The sequence below is a fragment of the Agrobacterium sp. 22-210-1 genome (assembly GCF_053522525.1).
In genome coordinates this window covers 1903703-1919791 of record NZ_JBNWCI010000001.1, presented here as the reverse complement: position 1 = coordinate 1919791, position 16089 = coordinate 1903703, and the positions used below count along the sequence as shown (strand labels likewise).

General features: G+C 57.9%; 26 protein-coding genes. 24 read left to right on the top strand and 2 right to left on the bottom strand.

Features of this window, described 5'->3' with window-relative positions; genetic code table 11:
• Window positions 1-232: 232 nt before the first annotated feature.
• From ACQZ5F_RS09700 to ACQZ5F_RS09675, 6 genes are all read left to right on the top strand, one after another.
• Entirely contained in the window at window positions 233-619 is a 387-nt protein-coding gene (locus tag ACQZ5F_RS09700) for a DUF983 domain-containing protein (RefSeq protein WP_052817424.1), read from the top strand.
• A gap of 10 nt (window positions 620-629) precedes the next feature.
• Entirely contained in the window at window positions 630-1364 is a 735-nt protein-coding gene (locus ACQZ5F_RS09695; protein ID WP_225339646.1) for an SURF1 family protein, read from the top strand.
• Window positions 1365-1440: 76 nt separating this feature from the next.
• Window positions 1441-2487, top strand: a complete 1047-nt coding sequence (ispH, locus tag ACQZ5F_RS09690; RefSeq protein ID WP_046798511.1) for a 4-hydroxy-3-methylbut-2-enyl diphosphate reductase — start codon at window positions 1441-1443, stop codon at window positions 2485-2487.
• A gap of 88 nt (window positions 2488-2575) precedes the next feature.
• Window positions 2576-3544 carry a homoserine kinase gene (locus tag ACQZ5F_RS09685; protein WP_137083658.1) on the top strand — a complete coding sequence of 323 codons (969 nt, stop codon included), beginning with the start codon at window positions 2576-2578 and terminating at the stop codon, window positions 3542-3544.
• Window positions 3541-3981: a ribonuclease HI gene (gene rnhA, locus ACQZ5F_RS09680; protein ID WP_225339393.1), complete on the top strand. Its 441-nt coding sequence runs from the start codon at window positions 3541-3543 to the stop codon at window positions 3979-3981. Before ACQZ5F_RS09685 ends, rnhA begins: the two co-directional genes overlap by 4 nt.
• Before the next feature lie 157 nt (window positions 3982-4138).
• The gene (locus tag ACQZ5F_RS09675; RefSeq protein WP_046798513.1) at window positions 4139-4447 is read left to right on the top strand and encodes a Dabb family protein; all 309 of its coding nucleotides are present in this window, start codon (window positions 4139-4141) and stop codon (window positions 4445-4447) included.
• A gap of 525 nt (window positions 4448-4972) precedes the next feature.
• Here the strand turns inward: ACQZ5F_RS09675 and ACQZ5F_RS09670 are convergent.
• On the bottom strand, window positions 4973-5791 hold the full coding sequence (locus tag ACQZ5F_RS09670; RefSeq protein WP_448730484.1) for a S24 family peptidase: 819 nt from the start codon (window positions 5789-5791) through the stop codon (window positions 4973-4975).
• A 119-nt stretch (window positions 5792-5910) separates the two neighbouring features.
• Between ACQZ5F_RS09670 and ACQZ5F_RS09665 the strand changes: the two genes are divergently transcribed.
• From ACQZ5F_RS09665 to ACQZ5F_RS09585, 17 genes are all read left to right on the top strand, one after another.
• Entirely contained in the window at window positions 5911-6213 is a 303-nt protein-coding gene (locus tag ACQZ5F_RS09665) for a helix-turn-helix domain-containing protein (RefSeq protein ID WP_448730485.1), read from the top strand.
• Complete coding sequence (locus ACQZ5F_RS09660) at window positions 6210-6467, top strand: hypothetical protein (RefSeq protein WP_448730486.1); 258 nt, start codon at window positions 6210-6212, stop codon at window positions 6465-6467. The genes ACQZ5F_RS09665 and ACQZ5F_RS09660 overlap by 4 nt, the downstream gene beginning before the upstream one ends.
• Window positions 6464-7081: a hypothetical protein gene (locus tag ACQZ5F_RS09655; RefSeq protein WP_448730487.1), complete on the top strand. Its 618-nt coding sequence runs from the start codon at window positions 6464-6466 to the stop codon at window positions 7079-7081. Before ACQZ5F_RS09660 ends, ACQZ5F_RS09655 begins: the two co-directional genes overlap by 4 nt.
• Before the next feature lie 122 nt (window positions 7082-7203).
• Window positions 7204-8193, top strand: coding sequence for a ParB N-terminal domain-containing protein (locus ACQZ5F_RS09650; RefSeq protein WP_448730488.1), 990 nt, complete (start codon window positions 7204-7206; stop codon window positions 8191-8193).
• Window positions 8193-8657: a hypothetical protein gene (locus tag ACQZ5F_RS09645; protein ID WP_448730489.1), complete on the top strand. Its 465-nt coding sequence runs from the start codon at window positions 8193-8195 to the stop codon at window positions 8655-8657. The genes ACQZ5F_RS09650 and ACQZ5F_RS09645 overlap by 1 nt, the downstream gene beginning before the upstream one ends.
• Window positions 8654-10930 (top strand): Mu transposase C-terminal domain-containing protein, encoded by a 2277-nt coding sequence (locus ACQZ5F_RS09640; protein ID WP_448730490.1) that lies wholly within the window; start codon window positions 8654-8656, stop codon window positions 10928-10930. The genes ACQZ5F_RS09645 and ACQZ5F_RS09640 overlap by 4 nt, the downstream gene beginning before the upstream one ends.
• Before the next feature lie 27 nt (window positions 10931-10957).
• Window positions 10958-11725 carry an AAA family ATPase gene (locus tag ACQZ5F_RS09635; protein WP_107326971.1) on the top strand — a complete coding sequence of 256 codons (768 nt, stop codon included), beginning with the start codon at window positions 10958-10960 and terminating at the stop codon, window positions 11723-11725.
• Window positions 11725-12288 carry a hypothetical protein gene (locus ACQZ5F_RS09630; protein ID WP_448730491.1) on the top strand — a complete coding sequence of 188 codons (564 nt, stop codon included), beginning with the start codon at window positions 11725-11727 and terminating at the stop codon, window positions 12286-12288. The genes ACQZ5F_RS09635 and ACQZ5F_RS09630 overlap by 1 nt, the downstream gene beginning before the upstream one ends.
• Window positions 12270-12659: a MarR family transcriptional regulator gene (locus tag ACQZ5F_RS09625; RefSeq protein WP_448730492.1), complete on the top strand. Its 390-nt coding sequence runs from the start codon at window positions 12270-12272 to the stop codon at window positions 12657-12659. Before ACQZ5F_RS09630 ends, ACQZ5F_RS09625 begins: the two co-directional genes overlap by 19 nt.
• Window positions 12649-12855, top strand: a complete 207-nt coding sequence (locus ACQZ5F_RS09620; protein ID WP_080828336.1) for a hypothetical protein — start codon at window positions 12649-12651, stop codon at window positions 12853-12855. Before ACQZ5F_RS09625 ends, ACQZ5F_RS09620 begins: the two co-directional genes overlap by 11 nt.
• 13 nt (window positions 12856-12868) lie before the next feature.
• The gene (locus tag ACQZ5F_RS09615; RefSeq protein WP_448730493.1) at window positions 12869-13144 is read left to right on the top strand and encodes a hypothetical protein; all 276 of its coding nucleotides are present in this window, start codon (window positions 12869-12871) and stop codon (window positions 13142-13144) included.
• 16 nt (window positions 13145-13160) lie between these two features.
• Window positions 13161-13688 carry a host-nuclease inhibitor Gam family protein gene (locus ACQZ5F_RS09610; RefSeq protein ID WP_448730494.1) on the top strand — a complete coding sequence of 176 codons (528 nt, stop codon included), beginning with the start codon at window positions 13161-13163 and terminating at the stop codon, window positions 13686-13688.
• A gap of 9 nt (window positions 13689-13697) precedes the next feature.
• Window positions 13698-14219, top strand: a complete 522-nt coding sequence (locus tag ACQZ5F_RS09605) for a hypothetical protein (RefSeq protein WP_448730495.1) — start codon at window positions 13698-13700, stop codon at window positions 14217-14219.
• Window positions 14216-14380 carry a hypothetical protein gene (locus ACQZ5F_RS09600; protein WP_448730496.1) on the top strand — a complete coding sequence of 55 codons (165 nt, stop codon included), beginning with the start codon at window positions 14216-14218 and terminating at the stop codon, window positions 14378-14380. Before ACQZ5F_RS09605 ends, ACQZ5F_RS09600 begins: the two co-directional genes overlap by 4 nt.
• Window positions 14377-14577: a hypothetical protein gene (locus ACQZ5F_RS09595; RefSeq protein WP_448730497.1), complete on the top strand. Its 201-nt coding sequence runs from the start codon at window positions 14377-14379 to the stop codon at window positions 14575-14577. Before ACQZ5F_RS09600 ends, ACQZ5F_RS09595 begins: the two co-directional genes overlap by 4 nt.
• Complete coding sequence (locus tag ACQZ5F_RS09590) at window positions 14567-14842, top strand: hypothetical protein (RefSeq protein ID WP_448730498.1); 276 nt, start codon at window positions 14567-14569, stop codon at window positions 14840-14842. Before ACQZ5F_RS09595 ends, ACQZ5F_RS09590 begins: the two co-directional genes overlap by 11 nt.
• Entirely contained in the window at window positions 14839-15285 is a 447-nt protein-coding gene (locus ACQZ5F_RS09585) for a phage protein GemA/Gp16 family protein (RefSeq protein WP_448730499.1), read from the top strand. The genes ACQZ5F_RS09590 and ACQZ5F_RS09585 overlap by 4 nt, the downstream gene beginning before the upstream one ends.
• Before the next feature lie 2 nt (window positions 15286-15287).
• On the opposite strand, the gene ACQZ5F_RS09580 is transcribed toward ACQZ5F_RS09585, so the two are convergent.
• Window positions 15288-15605 carry a hypothetical protein gene (locus ACQZ5F_RS09580; protein ID WP_448730500.1) on the bottom strand — a complete coding sequence of 106 codons (318 nt, stop codon included), beginning with the start codon at window positions 15603-15605 and terminating at the stop codon, window positions 15288-15290.
• 101 nt (window positions 15606-15706) lie between these two features.
• Between ACQZ5F_RS09580 and ACQZ5F_RS09575 the strand changes: the two genes are divergently transcribed.
• Window positions 15707-16084, top strand: a complete 378-nt coding sequence (locus ACQZ5F_RS09575; RefSeq protein ID WP_448730501.1) for a helix-turn-helix domain-containing protein — start codon at window positions 15707-15709, stop codon at window positions 16082-16084.
• Window positions 16085-16089 lie beyond the last annotated feature (5 nt).

Here is a 16089-nt window from a genome sequence, read left to right as displayed (position 1 = left end):
AGAGCTTGCCCCCTCATCCGACCCTTCGGGCCACCTTCTCCCCGGCGGGGAGAAGAAAGTCGCGGCGCCGTCGAGCAACAAACAAGTGCCCGGGTTTTGAGGCAAGCTTCCAAGAGATTTGACGTCATCCTCGGGCTTGACCCGAGGATCCATAGCCCGCTGAAATCGTGGGTCCCCGGGTCAAGCCCGAGGATGACGGAGGAGGGGTTAGGCAACTTCGCGGGAGGTCATCATGTCCGAACCATCAAACGGCAATTTCGCGCCTGTTGATCCCATCAAGGTGGGCTTGAAAGGCTGCTGCCCGCGTTGCGGTAACGGCCGGCTATTTGACGGTTTCCTGACGCCGAAACCGGCCTGCAGCGCCTGCGGGCTGGACTATGGTTTTGCCGATGCGGGTGATGGTCCGGCGGTCTTCGTCATGCTGATCGTCGGTTTTCTGGTTGTCGGGCTGGCGCTCTGGTTCGACCAGCGTTTTGCGCCACCCGTCTGGGTGCATGTCATGCTCTGGTTGCCGTTTACGGTGATTGTCTCGCTCGTGCTGCTGCGCAAGCTGAAGGGGATCATGATTGCGCTGCAATATCGCAACAATGCGAGCGAAGGCAGGCTTGATCGTGAATGAGGTTTCCCACATGAAGGCGGCGGAAAGACGGGTCTGGTTCGCCGCGCCACTGGTGCTGCTGGCGCTAGCCATTCTTCTCGGTCTCGGTACCTGGCAGGTGAAGCGGCTTTACTGGAAAGAAGCGCTGATGGCCGATATCGAGGAGCGGCTGAGCGCGAGCCCGGTTCCGCTTGCCGATATCGAAGCAATGGCGAAAAGTGGCGGCGATATCGAATATCGCAAGGTCAAGCTGTCAGGCACTTTCGATCACGCCCGCGAGCGCCATTTCTTCGCCACGCATCAGGGCCGAACCGGTTATTACATCTATACGCCGCTCACGCTTGCCGATGGCCGCATCCTTTTCGTCAATCGCGGCTTCGCGCCCTTCGAGATGAAGGAACAGGCCAAACGGACCGAAGGACAGGTAAGCGGCGAGATCGCAATAACAGGGCTGGCACGCGCACCGCTTGTAGCAAAGCCCTCTTCACTGCTGCCGGATAATGATATCGCCAAGAACATCTTCTACTGGAAGGATCTGGCGGTGATGGCCTCGAGCGTCGATATTCCCTCCAATCGACTGGTCAACCTTTTCGTGGATGCCGACAATACACCGAACCCCGGCGGCTGGCCGCAGGGCGGAGTGACGCTGATAGATTTGCCCAACAATCACCTGCAATATGCGATAACGTGGTATGGCTTGGCGCTGGCCCTTGTCATCGTCGTTGGTTTTGCCTATTTCCGGAACCACAAGGCGCGCGACGAATAACGCGCGCCCCGCCCGGCAAGGGGCAGGCTATCGGGCAAGGCATGGAGCACGCCAAGAAGCAGGCCAAGGAGCACGAATGAACATCGCCGTTTCCAAACCCCCTTTGACGATAAGGCTGTGCGGACCGCGCGGCTTTTGCGCGGGCGTGGACAGGGCGATCCAGATCGTCGTGCTGGCGCTGAAGGCCTATGGTGCGCCGGTCTATGTCCGCCACGAAATCGTGCATAACCGTTATGTGGTGGAAGGGCTGGAAGCCAAGGGTGCGGTTTTCGTCGAGGAACTGCATGAAATCCCTGCGGAACATCGCGAACAGCCGGTGGTGTTTTCCGCCCATGGGGTGCCGAAATCCGTGCCTGAAGATGCGCAGGCGCGCAACCTGTTTTATCTCGACGCCACATGCCCGCTGGTCTCCAAGGTTCACAAGCAGGCCATGCGCCACCAGCGCCTTGGCCGCCATGTGGTGCTGATCGGCCATGCGGGTCACCCCGAGGTCATCGGCACGATGGGCCAGCTTCCCGAAGGTACGGTCTCGCTAGTCGAAACGGTGGAAGACGCTGGCACATATGAACCCGTGGACCGCGAAAATCTTGGTTTCGTCACCCAGACGACGTTGTCGGTGGATGATACCGCCGGCGTCATTGCCCGTTTGCAGGAACGTTTCCCTGCCATTCAGGCGCCCGCCGCCGATAGCATCTGTTACGCAACCACCAACCGCCAGGATGCGGTGAAACAGGCGGCACCCGGCTGCGACCTGTTCATCGTTGTCGGTGCACCCAATTCCTCCAACTCCAAGCGGCTGGTGGAAGTGGCGCTGCGGGCCGGGGCAAAGCACTCCGTGCTGGTGCAGCGGGCGGCGGAAATCGACTGGGACACGATCGGCGATATCCGCACTGTTGGTCTTTCGGCTGGCGCATCCGCACCTGAGGTTATCGTCGATGAAATCATCGAGGCCTTCAAGGCGCGCTTCGACACCACGCTCGACCTTGCCGTGACGGTTGAGGAAACGGAACATTTCCTCGTCAACCGCGAGCTGCGCAGCATCGAGCTGACGACTGATGACATGGCTTTCGTCAACGGTAATGCCAGCAATGCGCTGCCGCCGAAGACCGCCGCCGGTGCCTAGAACAGGGTGACGACGAGGTGAGCGGTTCTCACCTTGCATCTGCCATTCCCCCAGATTCTTATTCCATCCTTCATCAAGAGATTTTAAATTGGCAGTTTATACTGATATCACCGAAGATGATCTGAGGAATTTCCTCACGCAATACGACACCGGCAGCCTCACCTCCTACAAGGGCATTGCCGAAGGTGTCGAAAACTCCAATTTCCTGCTGCACACCACCAAGGAACCGCTGATCCTGACGCTTTATGAAAAGCGGGTGGAAAAAAACGATCTGCCGTTCTTCCTCGGCCTCATGCAGCACCTGGCCGCCAAGGGCTTGTCCTGCCCCTTGCCCCTGCCTCGCAGGGATGGCGAATTGCTGGGCGAATTGTCGGGCCGGCCGGCGGCGCTGATTTCCTTCCTTGAAGGCATGTGGCTGCGAAAGCCGGAAGCCAAACATTGCCGCGAAGTCGGCAAGGCGCTGGCCGCCATGCATCTGGCAGGTGAGGGGTTCGAAATCACGCGTCCCAACGCACTGTCCGTTGAAGGCTGGAAGGTGCTGTGGGACAAGTCGGAAGACCGCGCCGACGAGGTGGAGAAGGGCTTGAGGGACGAAATCCGTCCCGAGATCGATTATCTCGCCGCCCATTGGCCGAAGGATCTGCCCGCCGGTGTCATCCATGCTGATCTGTTTCAGGACAATGTATTTTTCCTCGGTGACGAGCTGTCCGGCCTGATCGATTTTTATTTCGCCTGCAATGACCTGCTCGCCTATGACGTGTCGATCTGCCTCAATGCCTGGTGCTTCGAAAAGGATGGCGCCTATAACGTCACCAAGGGCAAGGCGCTCTTGGAAGGTTACCAGTCGGTGCGCCCGATGAGCGAGGCGGAACTGGAAGCGCTGCCGCTGCTGGCGCGCGGTTCGGCGCTGCGTTTCTTCCTGACGCGGCTTTACGACTGGCTGACGACGCCGGAAGGCGCGCTGGTGGTGAAGAAAGACCCGCTGGAATATCTGCGCAAGCTGCGGTTCCACCGCGCGATCGCCAATGTCGCCGAATATGGGCTGGCGGGCGAATGAAACATGTCGATATTTTCACCGATGGCGCCTGCTCCGGCAATCCCGGTCCCGGCGGCTGGGGCGCTGTGTTGCGTTATGGCGAGGTGGAGAAGGAACTGTCCGGCGGCGAGGCCGAGACCACCAATAACCGCATGGAGCTGCTGGCGGCGATTTCCGCACTCAACGCATTAAGGAGCCCCTGCGAGGTCGATCTTTATACCGACAGCGCCTATGTCAAAGACGGTATTACCAAGTGGATTTTCGGCTGGAAAAAGAAGGGCTGGAAGACCGCCGATAACAAACCGGTCAAAAATGTCGAGCTCTGGCAGGCGCTTGAGGCGGCACAGGAGCGCCACAAGGTTACCCTGCACTGGGTCAAGGGCCATGCCGGCCACCCGGAAAACGAGCGCGCCGACGAATTGGCGCGCAAGGGCATGGAGCCCTTCAAACGCCGGTAACGCAAGCCTGCTTTATTTCCGCTCGGCCCAGTCAGGGGCGATTTGAACCGGGCCGATTTGAACCGGGCCGCATTTATCGGGGTTGTGAAAACCGAAACCCGACTTATCTTGTCGTCAAGGACGCCTGCGTTGCGTCCAACGGAGGAGAGGAATCCGGATGATCCTGCATTGTGTATTTCTACGGTTCAAGGCTGCGACGGCATCCTCTGAAAAACATGCGATATTCGAGGCGATTGCCGCCCTGAAAGACGTGATACCCGGTATCATCGATGTGAAATACGGCCAGAATGTCTCGCCCGAAGGCCTGAACGGCGGTTTTGTCGACGGCTTCATCGTGACGCTGGAAAGCCCCGAGGCCCGCGACGGCTATCTGGCCCACCCCCAGCATGTGGAAGTGGGGGAGCGTCTGGTCTCACTCACCGATGGCGGTCTCGCCGGGCTTCTGGTGTTTGATATGAACGTGTGAGAGGGCGGCGTGGCCGCTCTTTCGTTTTTATGGCGAAAAGCAATGTGTAGGGGGGTAATACCTTCTGGACACTGACCATCCAACCAGAGAACCGCGCAAATGCTTATGAAATAAGGGGAAATCGTCCATATACGTTAACGCGGGTGCCAGAAATGATTGCAAATGACCAGCCAAAGTCGGGCGCAAATCGCGCATTTCGAACCGTTTATGTTGCATTCTGCTGGCAAAGTTAGCGCACCAATGTGCAACCACCACGCACCGGACAGAAAGCCTTGTTACATAAGGTATTTGGGCAAGGGGCCATCAAGCGATAGCTAAGAAAATAGCCTTCGAGGAGGTATCAGCGGTCAAAAACTGCCGTTGAGTAAGGTCAGCTAAGTCGGCAGTTCGCGCCGACTTAGCCTGCGGATTGCCGACTTGAATTAAGATGCTGTTTTTCAATATATTTTCAACCGGTCGCATTTTTATGAGCGGAACTCTAAGTCGGCAACCCAAAAACCGCGTTCCAGCGTTAGAAAACTAAAATTACGACTGATGACCGATAAAAATAACTCGCCCTACAACAGTTAGGTCTTCCACGCGATCCGCGTGGAACGTCTCAACGGGATAATTCCCATCGACATTGTCAGACGTCAGTTCTAGCGTTCCGTCCATGCGCCATTTTGCGCGCTTTACCAAGACACCGCTACCGACAGCGAAAACGTAAATTCGCCCGTGATCAACAATGTTCTGGCTTGAATCGACAATGAGCAACGCGTTGTCATTAATTGTTGGAAGCATGCTGTCACCCGCCGCCCACATCATGAAGCAAAAATCGGGTGCGCCCCCCATCTTTCTTAGAAATGCTCGCTCAAATGCTGTTTCTGAGACGGGCATTTCGTTGATTGGAATAAGACCGCGACCGGCAGACGCCCGCACGTCATATTGGGGTAAATTTACAAAATCTGCTTTTTGCAAAACGACAGGCAGGCGCTCGGAATTATCTTCTCTGACATGACGAGCTACCGCTGTCAGGAATGCTCCTGACCCGGACGTGGGGTCTGTAACGTGATCGGCTATCGCTCGGATCACCTCACGGGGTGAGAACATGTCGCCGTCACCAGTTATCAGCCAATCCATATTAACAGAAAATCTCTGTTTATAGGTCGCCAGAAACTCTAGGTCCGGAGCCGAATCGCCACGCTCGTACCCTCCGAGCGTTTCGGCATTCATCTCCAACTTTTCCGCAAACGCCTTTCTATGCGGGAAGCCCAATGCCTCTCGCACCTGTGTAAGCCTTTGGCCTAACGGCGTTTTTGAAATTGCTGCACGCGCCATATCAAAACAGAAAAACCCTGTTTTCAAAACAGAGAATCTCTGCTAATACTCCTAACTGCGAAGCGCTAATGCGTTTCGCATTTGTACCAAAGAAAGCCCCAAAAAAACGGGCGTTGCCGCGCCCGTTTTCTCAGCGGAGAAAACCTATGAGCAAATCAAAGCCGGTGATGGACTGGCAAGCCATAAAGGCAGAAGTCCATCGTAGAGGCATGACGCTAACAGAACTCGCAATTCGCTCTGGATTGCATAGCTCCCTGCTACGGAAACTTAACACCACCACGCATTACGAGGGACAAGCCAAGCTTGCCGCCTTCATAGAACAGAAGCCTGAGCAACTCTGGCCGACTCGATACCCCAGGAAACACTCCGGGATTTTGAATACAGCAAAATACCCCCCGTTAGAAAGTCAAAAATCTAACGCGGCGGCTGACACACGGGTGGCGGCATGAAGGCTCTTCTGTCCAGCTATCCGATTGCCGCTGACATCGACGATGCAGAAATTCGAAACGCGATTGAGGGATTTGCCTCCGAACTGGAAATTGCCGAACGGGCCGAGTCCTCTGCACGCATCTGGTACGAAGAAACCTTCTACGAGTTTCCGGAAGATATCCATTTTCGTGCGGGCCAGATCGCGGCATTTGTTTCTGGCGCAATCTCCATGGCGCGTGACCTTGGTCATCTGCCGGAAGGCGGTGTGGCATGATCGAGGTCATTCCTTTCTTCCACGATCTGCCAGCCCTCGCTGTTCCCTCTGCCGCTCGTCTTTGGGACGAAGCGCAGTCCATCAGCTATAACGGTCAGACGGCCTATCAGGATTTCGCGCAGGATTTGCGCTTTCTCCATATCGAACCGCCAGCGCGCTCGATTGTGAAGCGTTGGATTGCTGGTGTTCAGGCAAACCTCATTGCCCGCCCAGGTGGCGAGAAGCCGAAGCCGGACGCTCCGGTGCAGGCAGTGGCCGCCATCTCGCCGGAAAAGCGGCGCGAGCCGGTCAATGACCGGCTCCATCGCCGTGCCATCGAGCAGGAGAAGCTTGCTGCCGCGCTGCCGGAATTCCAGCCATCGCCCGTGAAGGCAAAAGCGGAACTGGCTGTTCGCGACGCAGAAGTTAGCCCGGTTGCCGGTCTTCTCAAATTTCTCGGCGGCGTGTCAGAGGTTGAACCTGCCGACGCGTCCAATGATTTCGATGTGTTCGCTGCGAAGTTGTTCGAGGTCACGCTTGCCGAGATTAAGCGGGATGCCGAGGCCAAGGCCGCGAAGCTTGTGGCCAGCCGCCTGCGCGAGATTGCGGACAGGTACGACGCTTCCGCCGCCTGATCTTCCCCCTTTCATCGCGCCGATCCGGTTCTTGCGTCCGGCGCGATCCTGCGGAGCCGCCGCGCCGTCCCCCCGCTGGCGGCTCCGCACAGACAACACCATCGACATTTCAGGTCCCATAGATGCCCAAACCGCAAGCCGCCGTCAAAATCGATATTCGCACGAAAGAAGTGCGCGATATTCCCCTTTCCGAAATCGATATTCCTGAAAACCGCGCCCGCTCGTTCGATCCGGACGAGGCCAAGGCACTCGCCTTCATCATCGCCGGCTCTGGCCTTCAGCATCCCATTCGTGTCCGCGCCGTGGGCAACCGTTTTCATTTGGTTGCAGGTCGCAAGCGTCTCGAAGCATTCCGTGTTCTCGAATGGGAGGCGATCCCTTCCACCGTCTCGACCGCTGAAACCGACGACGATGCGCGGCTTGAAGAGGTCATGGAGAACCTTGGCCGGTACGACCTCAACAAGCTTGATCGTTGCCAGCATCTGTATGAGCTGAAGCAGGTCTATGAGCGCCTGCATCCGGAAGCGAAGCACGGCGCTAGGCCCGGAAACCAATATACAATTGGAAAGACGCAAAATTTGCGTCTTTCCAACGAGGATGGTGAAATCTTCGGTTTTGCCGCCGCGATGGCCGAGAAAATCGGCATGTCCCGCCGCTCCATTGAGCTTGCCGTTGAAATCTGGACCGGTCTGACGCCCGAAAGTCGCCAGCGTCTGGCCGGTACGCGTCTGGCAAACCACCAATCCGGCCTGAAAGAGCTTTCCGAACAGTCTCACGTTGCTCAGACAGGTGTTCTTGACCTGCTTCTTTCTGAACCTCCTTCCGCTTCTACGGTCAGCGAGGCAGTGACGATCTTCCGCAAGGGAACGGTGATGACGCCAGCGGAAAAGAAGCTGGAGACCGTCAAGCGTACCCTGAATTCCCTACCTGCACCAGTCGCTGACGCGGCGGTGTCAGCACAGGTCGATGCCCGCATCGCAGAGATGAAGAAGAACATCGCGATCCTGAGCAAGTTCTTTGCCGACCTGAAGGATGACGATCTGGATAGCGTCATCGACCAGAATGAAGACCGCGTTATTGCCTCGCTCAAGCGCCGGGGACGCATCCAGTAATGTCCCGCCGCCGCGATCCCCTCACCAAAGACCTGTTCAGTTGGGAGCCGCCCAAGGTGGCTGTCGGCTACAGCGAAGACGTGGTCGGTCGCGGTCGGCTCGAAAACAAGATTGCGCGGCTTATTGCCCATGCTCTCCGCGATGCCCGCGAAGACGGCGTTAGCCGCGAGGATATCGCACAACAGATCAGTGCGTTTCTCGACCGGAAAGTGTCCGTTGAAATGCTCAACAAATGGACCTCCGAAGGCTCGGAAGGCCATCGCATTCCCTTGGACGCCTTCATTGCCCTTGTTCACGCCACCGGCGCGAAAAATCTGCTCGGCTTTGTGCCGGGTGAATTCGGACTGACCGTGATCGAAAGCGAATACGCCGATCTGATCGAACTGAAACTTTTGAAAGATCACCGTGACGAGGTTGAGGCGCGCATCCATGCGCTCAACAGCCGATGGAAAGCAAAACGATGATAGCCAAGGAATGGTTTACCGCAGGGGAACTGGCGAAAATCGCCGCAGAGCGCGGGCTGAAAAGCAGCGTTTTCCCGAATTCGGAGCGTGGCGTTAGAGATCGCGCCAAAGAGGAAGGCTGGAACGACCTTCCGGAAAATCTGTGCCGTGACCGTGCCGCCGTAGGTGGCGGTCGAGAATATCATCTGAACGTGCTGCCGGACATCATGCATACGGTCATCACGGGGCGCGAGATCAGGGCGCATCAGCTTGCGGCGCAGGAGAGAGAGCGCGAGACAGCCCGCAAGAAGGTTGCGGCGCTGCCGGTCACGTCGCTGCGGTTCCGCCAGCGTCAGGCCATGGAGGCCCGTGGCGAAATCCTTCTCGCCATCGACCGCTATATCGCCATGAAGGGTGGCTGGGGCCGCCGCAAGGCCATTCTGGATTTCGTTCAGGCACAGGAAGAACATGCCGAGCGCAACAGCGCCAAGGAAAAGGTCGAGGCCGGCGAAGCTCTGACTGGCCGGGAACGTGTCCTGCTGGAACGTGTCTCGCTTCTTGCCGATCCGGACGGTTTTGGCCTGCTGGAAGATACCCTGCGCCTTGCCAATGACCGGTCGGGCGACAAGTTTCGGATTTCCCGCGCCACCATTTATGAGTGGTTTAGCGCCCGCGATGCTGGCGGCATCACTGCCCTTGCGCCCGCGCTGACGAAGACGGAAGAGCCGATCTCGGAAGAGTTCTCCGCCTTCCTCAAATTCTATTGCAAGCCCGGAAAACTGGCTGCGACGGAAGCGTTAGAAGACTACAAGGAAAAAAATCCCGGCAGTAAGCTGACGATTGAACATGTGCGCTATACGCTGCGCCACAAGCTGAATGACATTGAAAAGAATGTCGGCCGCGAAGGACTTCTAACGCTCCGGTCGCGCATGGCCTATATCCAGCGCTCGACAGAAAACCTGTTTCCGACCACGATCTATACGGCAGACGGCAAGACCTTCGATGCCGAAGTCGAGAACCCGTTTTCGAAGAAGCCTTTCAAACCGGAAATCACGTCCATCCTCGACGTGGCAACCCGCCGGTGCGTCGGCTTCTCCATCGCGCTCAAGGAAAACGTCATCTCGGTGACGGAGGCCCTGCGCAACGCCTGCTGCGACCACGGCATTCCGGCGATTTTCTATACCGACCGTGGCCCCGGCTATAAAAACAAGACCTTCGACGGCGATGTGAACGGCCTGATGGCTCGCTTGTCCATCACCAAGATGCACGCGCTTCCGTACAATTCGCAGGCCAAGGGCATTATCGAGCGGTTCAACGGCTCGGTATGGAACCCGCTCGCCCGCAAGCTGCCCACCTATCTCGGCGCGGAAATGGATAAGGAAGCCGCAAAGATTGCCCATAAGGAAACCCGCAACGACCTGAAGCAATTCGGCTCCTCCCGCCTACTGCCGTCATGGGACGATTTCCGGGCCATGTGCGAAAATGCCATCGCCAAGTACAACGACCGTCCGCATGATGGACTGCCGCGCTTCCGTGATGAGCGCACCGGCAAATACCGGCACTATTCCCCTAACGAGTTTTGGGCGCTGCATGTTGCCGATGGTTTTGAGCCGGTCCCGGTTGACGACGATCTGCGCGATGATCTGTTCCGCCCCTACGAAATCCGCGTTGCCCGTCGCGGCCTCGTGGAATGGAACACCAACCATTATTACCATGCGGCGCTGGAGCGCTATCACGGCGAAGAAGTCATGGTCGGCTACGATTTTTCGCAGGCCCGCTATGTTTGGGTGCGTGAGATCGACCGCGAGGAAGGCCAGCCTGGTCCGTTGATCTGCGTTGCCGACTTCACCGGCAACAAGACCGACTATGTGCCGCGCACCTTCCAGCAGGCGGCGGAAGAAGCCCGCCACAAGGGCCGCGTCAAGCGCAACGAGGCGAAGCGCCGCGACATCGATGCGGAATACATTGCCCCGTATCTGCTGGAAGAAACCCCGATCCAGCCCATGCCCTTCATCGATATCACTCCCGAGCCGGTTCCGGCCGGTCCAGTACTGATGATCGATAATTCGGAAACCCCTTCGGCGGCGTCCGGAGCCGCAGAGACCGCCCGCAGGCTGACCTTCGCGACCGATGAGGCGCTTGCGGCATGGGCGTTAGAAAATCCGGAAAAACTGACAGTCAATCAGGTGGGTGTTTTGCGTCGATGCCTCCAGAGGCAAACCACCATTGAGCTGTTTCGACTGTCAGGCATCGACGTGGACGCCCTTCGAAACGTCATCCGCGCCGCTGCCTGACGCCAACACACACGAGGAAAAATACGCATGAAAAACACATTTGTCGAGACCAGCAACGTGAAGCGCTTTCTTTCGGCGTTGTCGGCTCTGGAAGATCGCGGCGCGCAGGAGGCTTGCCTTGCCGTGGTCGATGGCGAACCCGGCTTGGGCAAAACCACGACACTCAAGAATTGGGTAGCGCAGAGCGGCTGGGTCTACCTGCGGGCCAAGAAAGAATGGAAATCCGCGTGGATGATGAACGAGCTGCTGGAAGCGCTGCCCGTCAAGCCGCCCTACAGCATCGAGAAAAAATACGAAACCATCCTGCGCGAGCTTGGCAGCCGTCATTCTGCTGCCCTGATGTCCAAGCGCACGTTCGGCCTTGTGATTGACGAAGCGGACCACATTTCGACCAAGGAAGCCCTGCTCGAAACCGTGCGCGACATTTCCGACATGCTGGAAATGCCCGTCATCCTCGTGGGAATGGGCAAGATCAACGATAATATCTCCCGCTTCCCGCAGATTTCCAGCCGCATCAGCCAGCGCGTCAAATTTCAGAAGGCCAGCCGCGAGGATATCCGGCTGCTGATCGACCGCAAATGCGAGGTCAAGGTGGCCGATTGCCTCGTTGATTTCGTGCTGAAGGTTTCGCAGGGTTTTAACCGCGAGGTTCTGGAAGCCATCGCCAACATCGAAAAGTTCGGCCTGCGCGCTGATCCCGGCCCGGCAGGTGTGACCGTGGCCGATATGTCGGGGCTGAAAGTCCTCAGCGACCGGCGCACCAGCAAGCCGATCCATGTCCCGGAGTTTGCCTGATGCAACGGGATAGCTCGACCCTGCATTTTGGCCGGATTTTTGACGCGCTCGACGGCACGGCATGCCTGACGCTGGATGCCCTTGAGGAAAAATCCGGCCTGACGCGGACACAGCTTGCCCGCGTCACGGCGAAGATGGTGACGGCCGCCCTTATCGAACGCCGCAAGATGGGTTGCTACCAACTGACTGCTGTGGGGCAGAAGGCGAAACGCACCGGCAATATCCCGATGCCGGTGCAGCCGATCCGCCCTGCGGCACCTCCATCCGACAGTTTTCGCCAGCGCCTTTGGGCCGTCATGCGGATGTCTGGGACTTTCATGGCGGCGGAGCTTGTCATGTCGGCGAACTGGCCGCTGAAGCGGCCGGAATTCGAGGCAGGGAAATACCTGCTCGCTTTGAAGCGGGCTGGCTATCTCATCGAATTGCCCCGAGGTCCAAGAGGCCAGATGCGCTACCGGCTTAGCCGCAATTCAGGACTGCTGGCCCCTGTCGTCAGCAGCGTTGACGGCAGTGTTTACGATCCCAATACCAGAGAGGCCGTGCCATGCGCCAAGCAAACCTGATGCCTCTTGTCGATCCCGCATGGCTGGACGTTCTGCGCGCTGAAGCTGCCAAGCCCGACCGCACGAAAAAGCAGATTGGAGACGAATTGGGCGTGTCGCGCACCGCGATCTCGCTGCTTTGCTCGGGAACCTACAGCGCGGGCATGAACAAGGTGCAGGCGAAGATCGCGCACAAGGTCATGGCGCTCTACGGGCAGCAGGTGTGGTGCCCGCATGTCCGTGATGCGATTGCACCTGGCACCTGCGAAAGCCATCGCGAAGCGCCGATGGCAAAGAGCGATCCCGTCAAGCTGAAACAGTGGCTGGCATGCCAGTCATGCCCGCAAAACCCGAAAAACCAGAAGAAGCCGGAGGCCGCAAATGCTGTCTGACGCCGCTGCACAACTGCGCGACCGATTGTTGCCGCTTGTTAACGGGCTGGATGCCCCGGAGCTTTTTCTAACGCTGCGCCTCATGGAAATGGAGGCGAAGCACATGGAAATGACCATCGAATACCTGACCGGCCGCCCGCATGTACCGCTCAACGGTCAGCTTCTTTCTTCCATCGCCCTTGTTTCCGACCACTGAAAGGAACCCAAAGATGCTGAAGCTCTCGGCTCTCCTGTCATTCATAAAACTTCATATGCAGTCCTACGAGAACGGCGGTGCATCCTTGTCGCCCGAAGATGCCGGAACCGTCGCCATACTCCTTTCATCCTGCGAAGCCCACGCGAAAGACATGGAGACCGCCATGCAATCCATGGAGGCCGCGCCGGTCGATCTGCGCCCGCTGCTTTCGGAGAAGGTCGTGTCCCTTTCCGCCTTCGCCAGCGCCCGCAAGGCCACCCCTTCCAGCAATCCTACCGAAACTGCCTGATACGAGGTCCACCCACATGAAATCTGCCCTGAAGAAGAAATCCAAAGCCATTTCCCGTGTTCCGCAGGACCGTGAGGCCGCCGTATGGGCTATTGGCCGCATTGGCACGCTGCGCCGCGATATTGCCGCCAAGAAGGCGTTAGCGGACGAAGCAATCCGCATGATTGGCGAGCGGCTTGAAAACGATACTGCCGATTTCGCCGCCGAGCTGGCAGAACACGAGCGCGGCGTGCAGGCGTGGTGCGAAGCCAACCGCATGATCCTCACCGGCAACGACAAGGTAAAATTCCATGACTTCGGCACGGGTACTGTGCGGTGGCGCTCGCTTCCTGCCAGTGTTTCCATCCGTGGCGCGGAAGCCGTCATTGAGGCTCTCAAGTCTCTCGGCCTGAAGGCGTTCATCCGCGAGAAGGAGGAAATCAACAAGGAAGCCATGCTGAACGATCCCGACAAGGCGCGCACCGTCGCGGGCGTCACGATCAAATCGGAGGGCGAGGTGTTCGCAATCGAACCTCTAGAACTCGAAATTTCAACGGTTCAGTGAGGTACGATCATGGAAAAAACACTCACTTTTCAAGATGGCGTTGCACAGTGGCTGCTCGAATGCTTCGGCCCCGCCATCGCTGCCGACAAGACCGAGCGTGCCGACCGCTTCATTGAAGAAGCGTTGGAACTCGTCCAGTCGGTCGGTTATCCCGCCGAGCGGATCATCGCTCTTATCGGTTACGTGTATGCGCGCCCGATTGGCGAACCGGTGCAAGAGACTGGCGGGGTCATGGTCACGCTGGCTTCCTTCTGCCTTGTGCACGGGATCAACCTGAACGAAGCAGCGCAGTTGGAACTTGCCCGGGTGTGGACCAAGATCGACGCGATCCGGGCGAAACATGCGTCCAAGCCAACAGGTTCAGCGCTGCCCGGTGGCGCACCGTCTTCTTTGAATTTGCGTGAATGCATTGTTTCTGTTCTCCGTGACAGTCCCGAAGTCCGCAACATTGGTGGTCTGGCTGATCGTCTGGAAATCTCAGTATTGGCTTGGGCGAACGCGACCAACGCGGAAACGGTGGGTGCGCTATGACGGTGGCGATCCAGCCAAAATGCCGCTGCTGCGATGGCAGCGGCAAGGTGAAAAGTATCATTGAAGGTGAAAAGCGCCCTTGCTCGCGCTGCCGGTTCGATGCTTTCAGGGCTTGGGCGGACAGCCGCCGTCCCAAGCTGGAAACGGCAGGTGCGGCGTGAGCTACGATTACATCCGCAACTATTACGGCGTGGAAGTCACCGTCAATCAGTTCGTCCGTCACACCGTGACGGGCCGGATCGGCACGATCATGCCGGAGAACGCCAGCGCCGGTCATTACGTCCAGGTACTGTTTCGCGGCGACAAGCACACTATGTCTTGTCACCCGCAAGAGTTGGAGGCCGCCGATGACCTCTGATCGCTCCATACCGTCTTCCTTCGCGCAGGGCTTTGCTCTTTGCAGCCCTGACGGAACGCTGCTGCCGCACAGCTTCCGTCCCACGAAAGCAGAAGCGATTGCTTCCGTTTTCACCGAAGTGGAAAACCGCGACGCGCATTGGATCGCTGCCGAACAGCAGGGCATGACGGTCGAATTTGTCTATGCCCGTGTTTTTACGCCGGTGTTCTTCGCGAAATCCGTACTGGCGGCTATGGCTGAAGCGGAAATGGCAGGTGTCGCATGAACACCATCGCCATGATCAATGTCGCCAAATCGCAGTTCGAGCTGGACGAAATCGAGTACCGCGCTTTGCTGGTCCGGGTAACGGGAATTGCATCGCTCCGCGCCATGTCGGAGCGCCAGCGCATCGCCGTAGTGGATGAGTTCAAACGTCTCGGATTCAAGGTACTGCCGGGAAAATCGGCCAAGGGGAAACTTGAGAAACATCGCCCGACCGCCAACCGGCCGTGGTCGCGCTATATTCACGCGCTGTGGAAATCCTGCGCACGGCTCGGCGTGATTGACGATGCTTCGGTGAAAGCGCTCAACGCCTTCTGCAAGCGGTTCGTTTCGCCGGAAGACACCAAGATTGTCGTCGATGTGGATTTTCTCTCGCAGGCGCAGGCCGAACCTATTGTGTCAGCGCTTAAGGCGATGGAGAAGCGCGGAAAGGTGGGTAAGCCATGAGCCTACTTGCAAGCCGCCGTTCCCATCGCCGTACCGCCCGCTTTGTAGGACGCAGGGTCGTAAATCCACACAGTTTTCAGCGACCCACTCGGAGCAGCATCGGTAATAACCTCGCAGAGGTATTCGGCAAAACCATCCCTGCTGCTTCCATCTGCCGCCATTGCCACCCAAAGCACGTTCTGGCTTGGCATACGCCATTTGGCGTCCAGCACGGTCTTTTCCGCCTTAACAGCGGAGAGCGCCTTTTTCTGCCAATCTGCACCAGCGTGGGCCGCGAAAGGCGTGGCGACAGACAAAATGGCGGCAATAAGCAACTTCATGAAAACACCCCCGTTTCTAACGCTCAACGTGTAGCAGCGGCGCTGACCGTTATGCAATCGGTTTTGCTGGATATGGTTTCCAGCCGTCAGGCGGTGCATGGATGACCGATGCTCGTCCAATGCCCGCATCCATTGAAGAAATCGCTGAAACCATCGGTATGCGTCTGGCGTTAAAGATCGTGCAAACGTACGGCGGCATGGAGATCAAGTTCCCGAAAAACCCGCACGATCAGCATGCCGTCATTCTGGCTCTTGGCAAAGAGGATGGGTATGAGGTATGCAAATATATGGGCGGATCGCTTTTGTCGGTCCCGCACTGCCGCCCGCCGCGCAGCCTGAAGGCCGATATCCGGCGTCTGGAGGCGGAGGGGTTGTCCCGCGGGGAAATTGCCCGACGCCTTGGCATCACGCAGCGGTGGGTCCGCGAAGTTGCCAACGCCCCGCCAAGTAATCAGTTCGATCTGTTTAAAAACATCTGACCGGA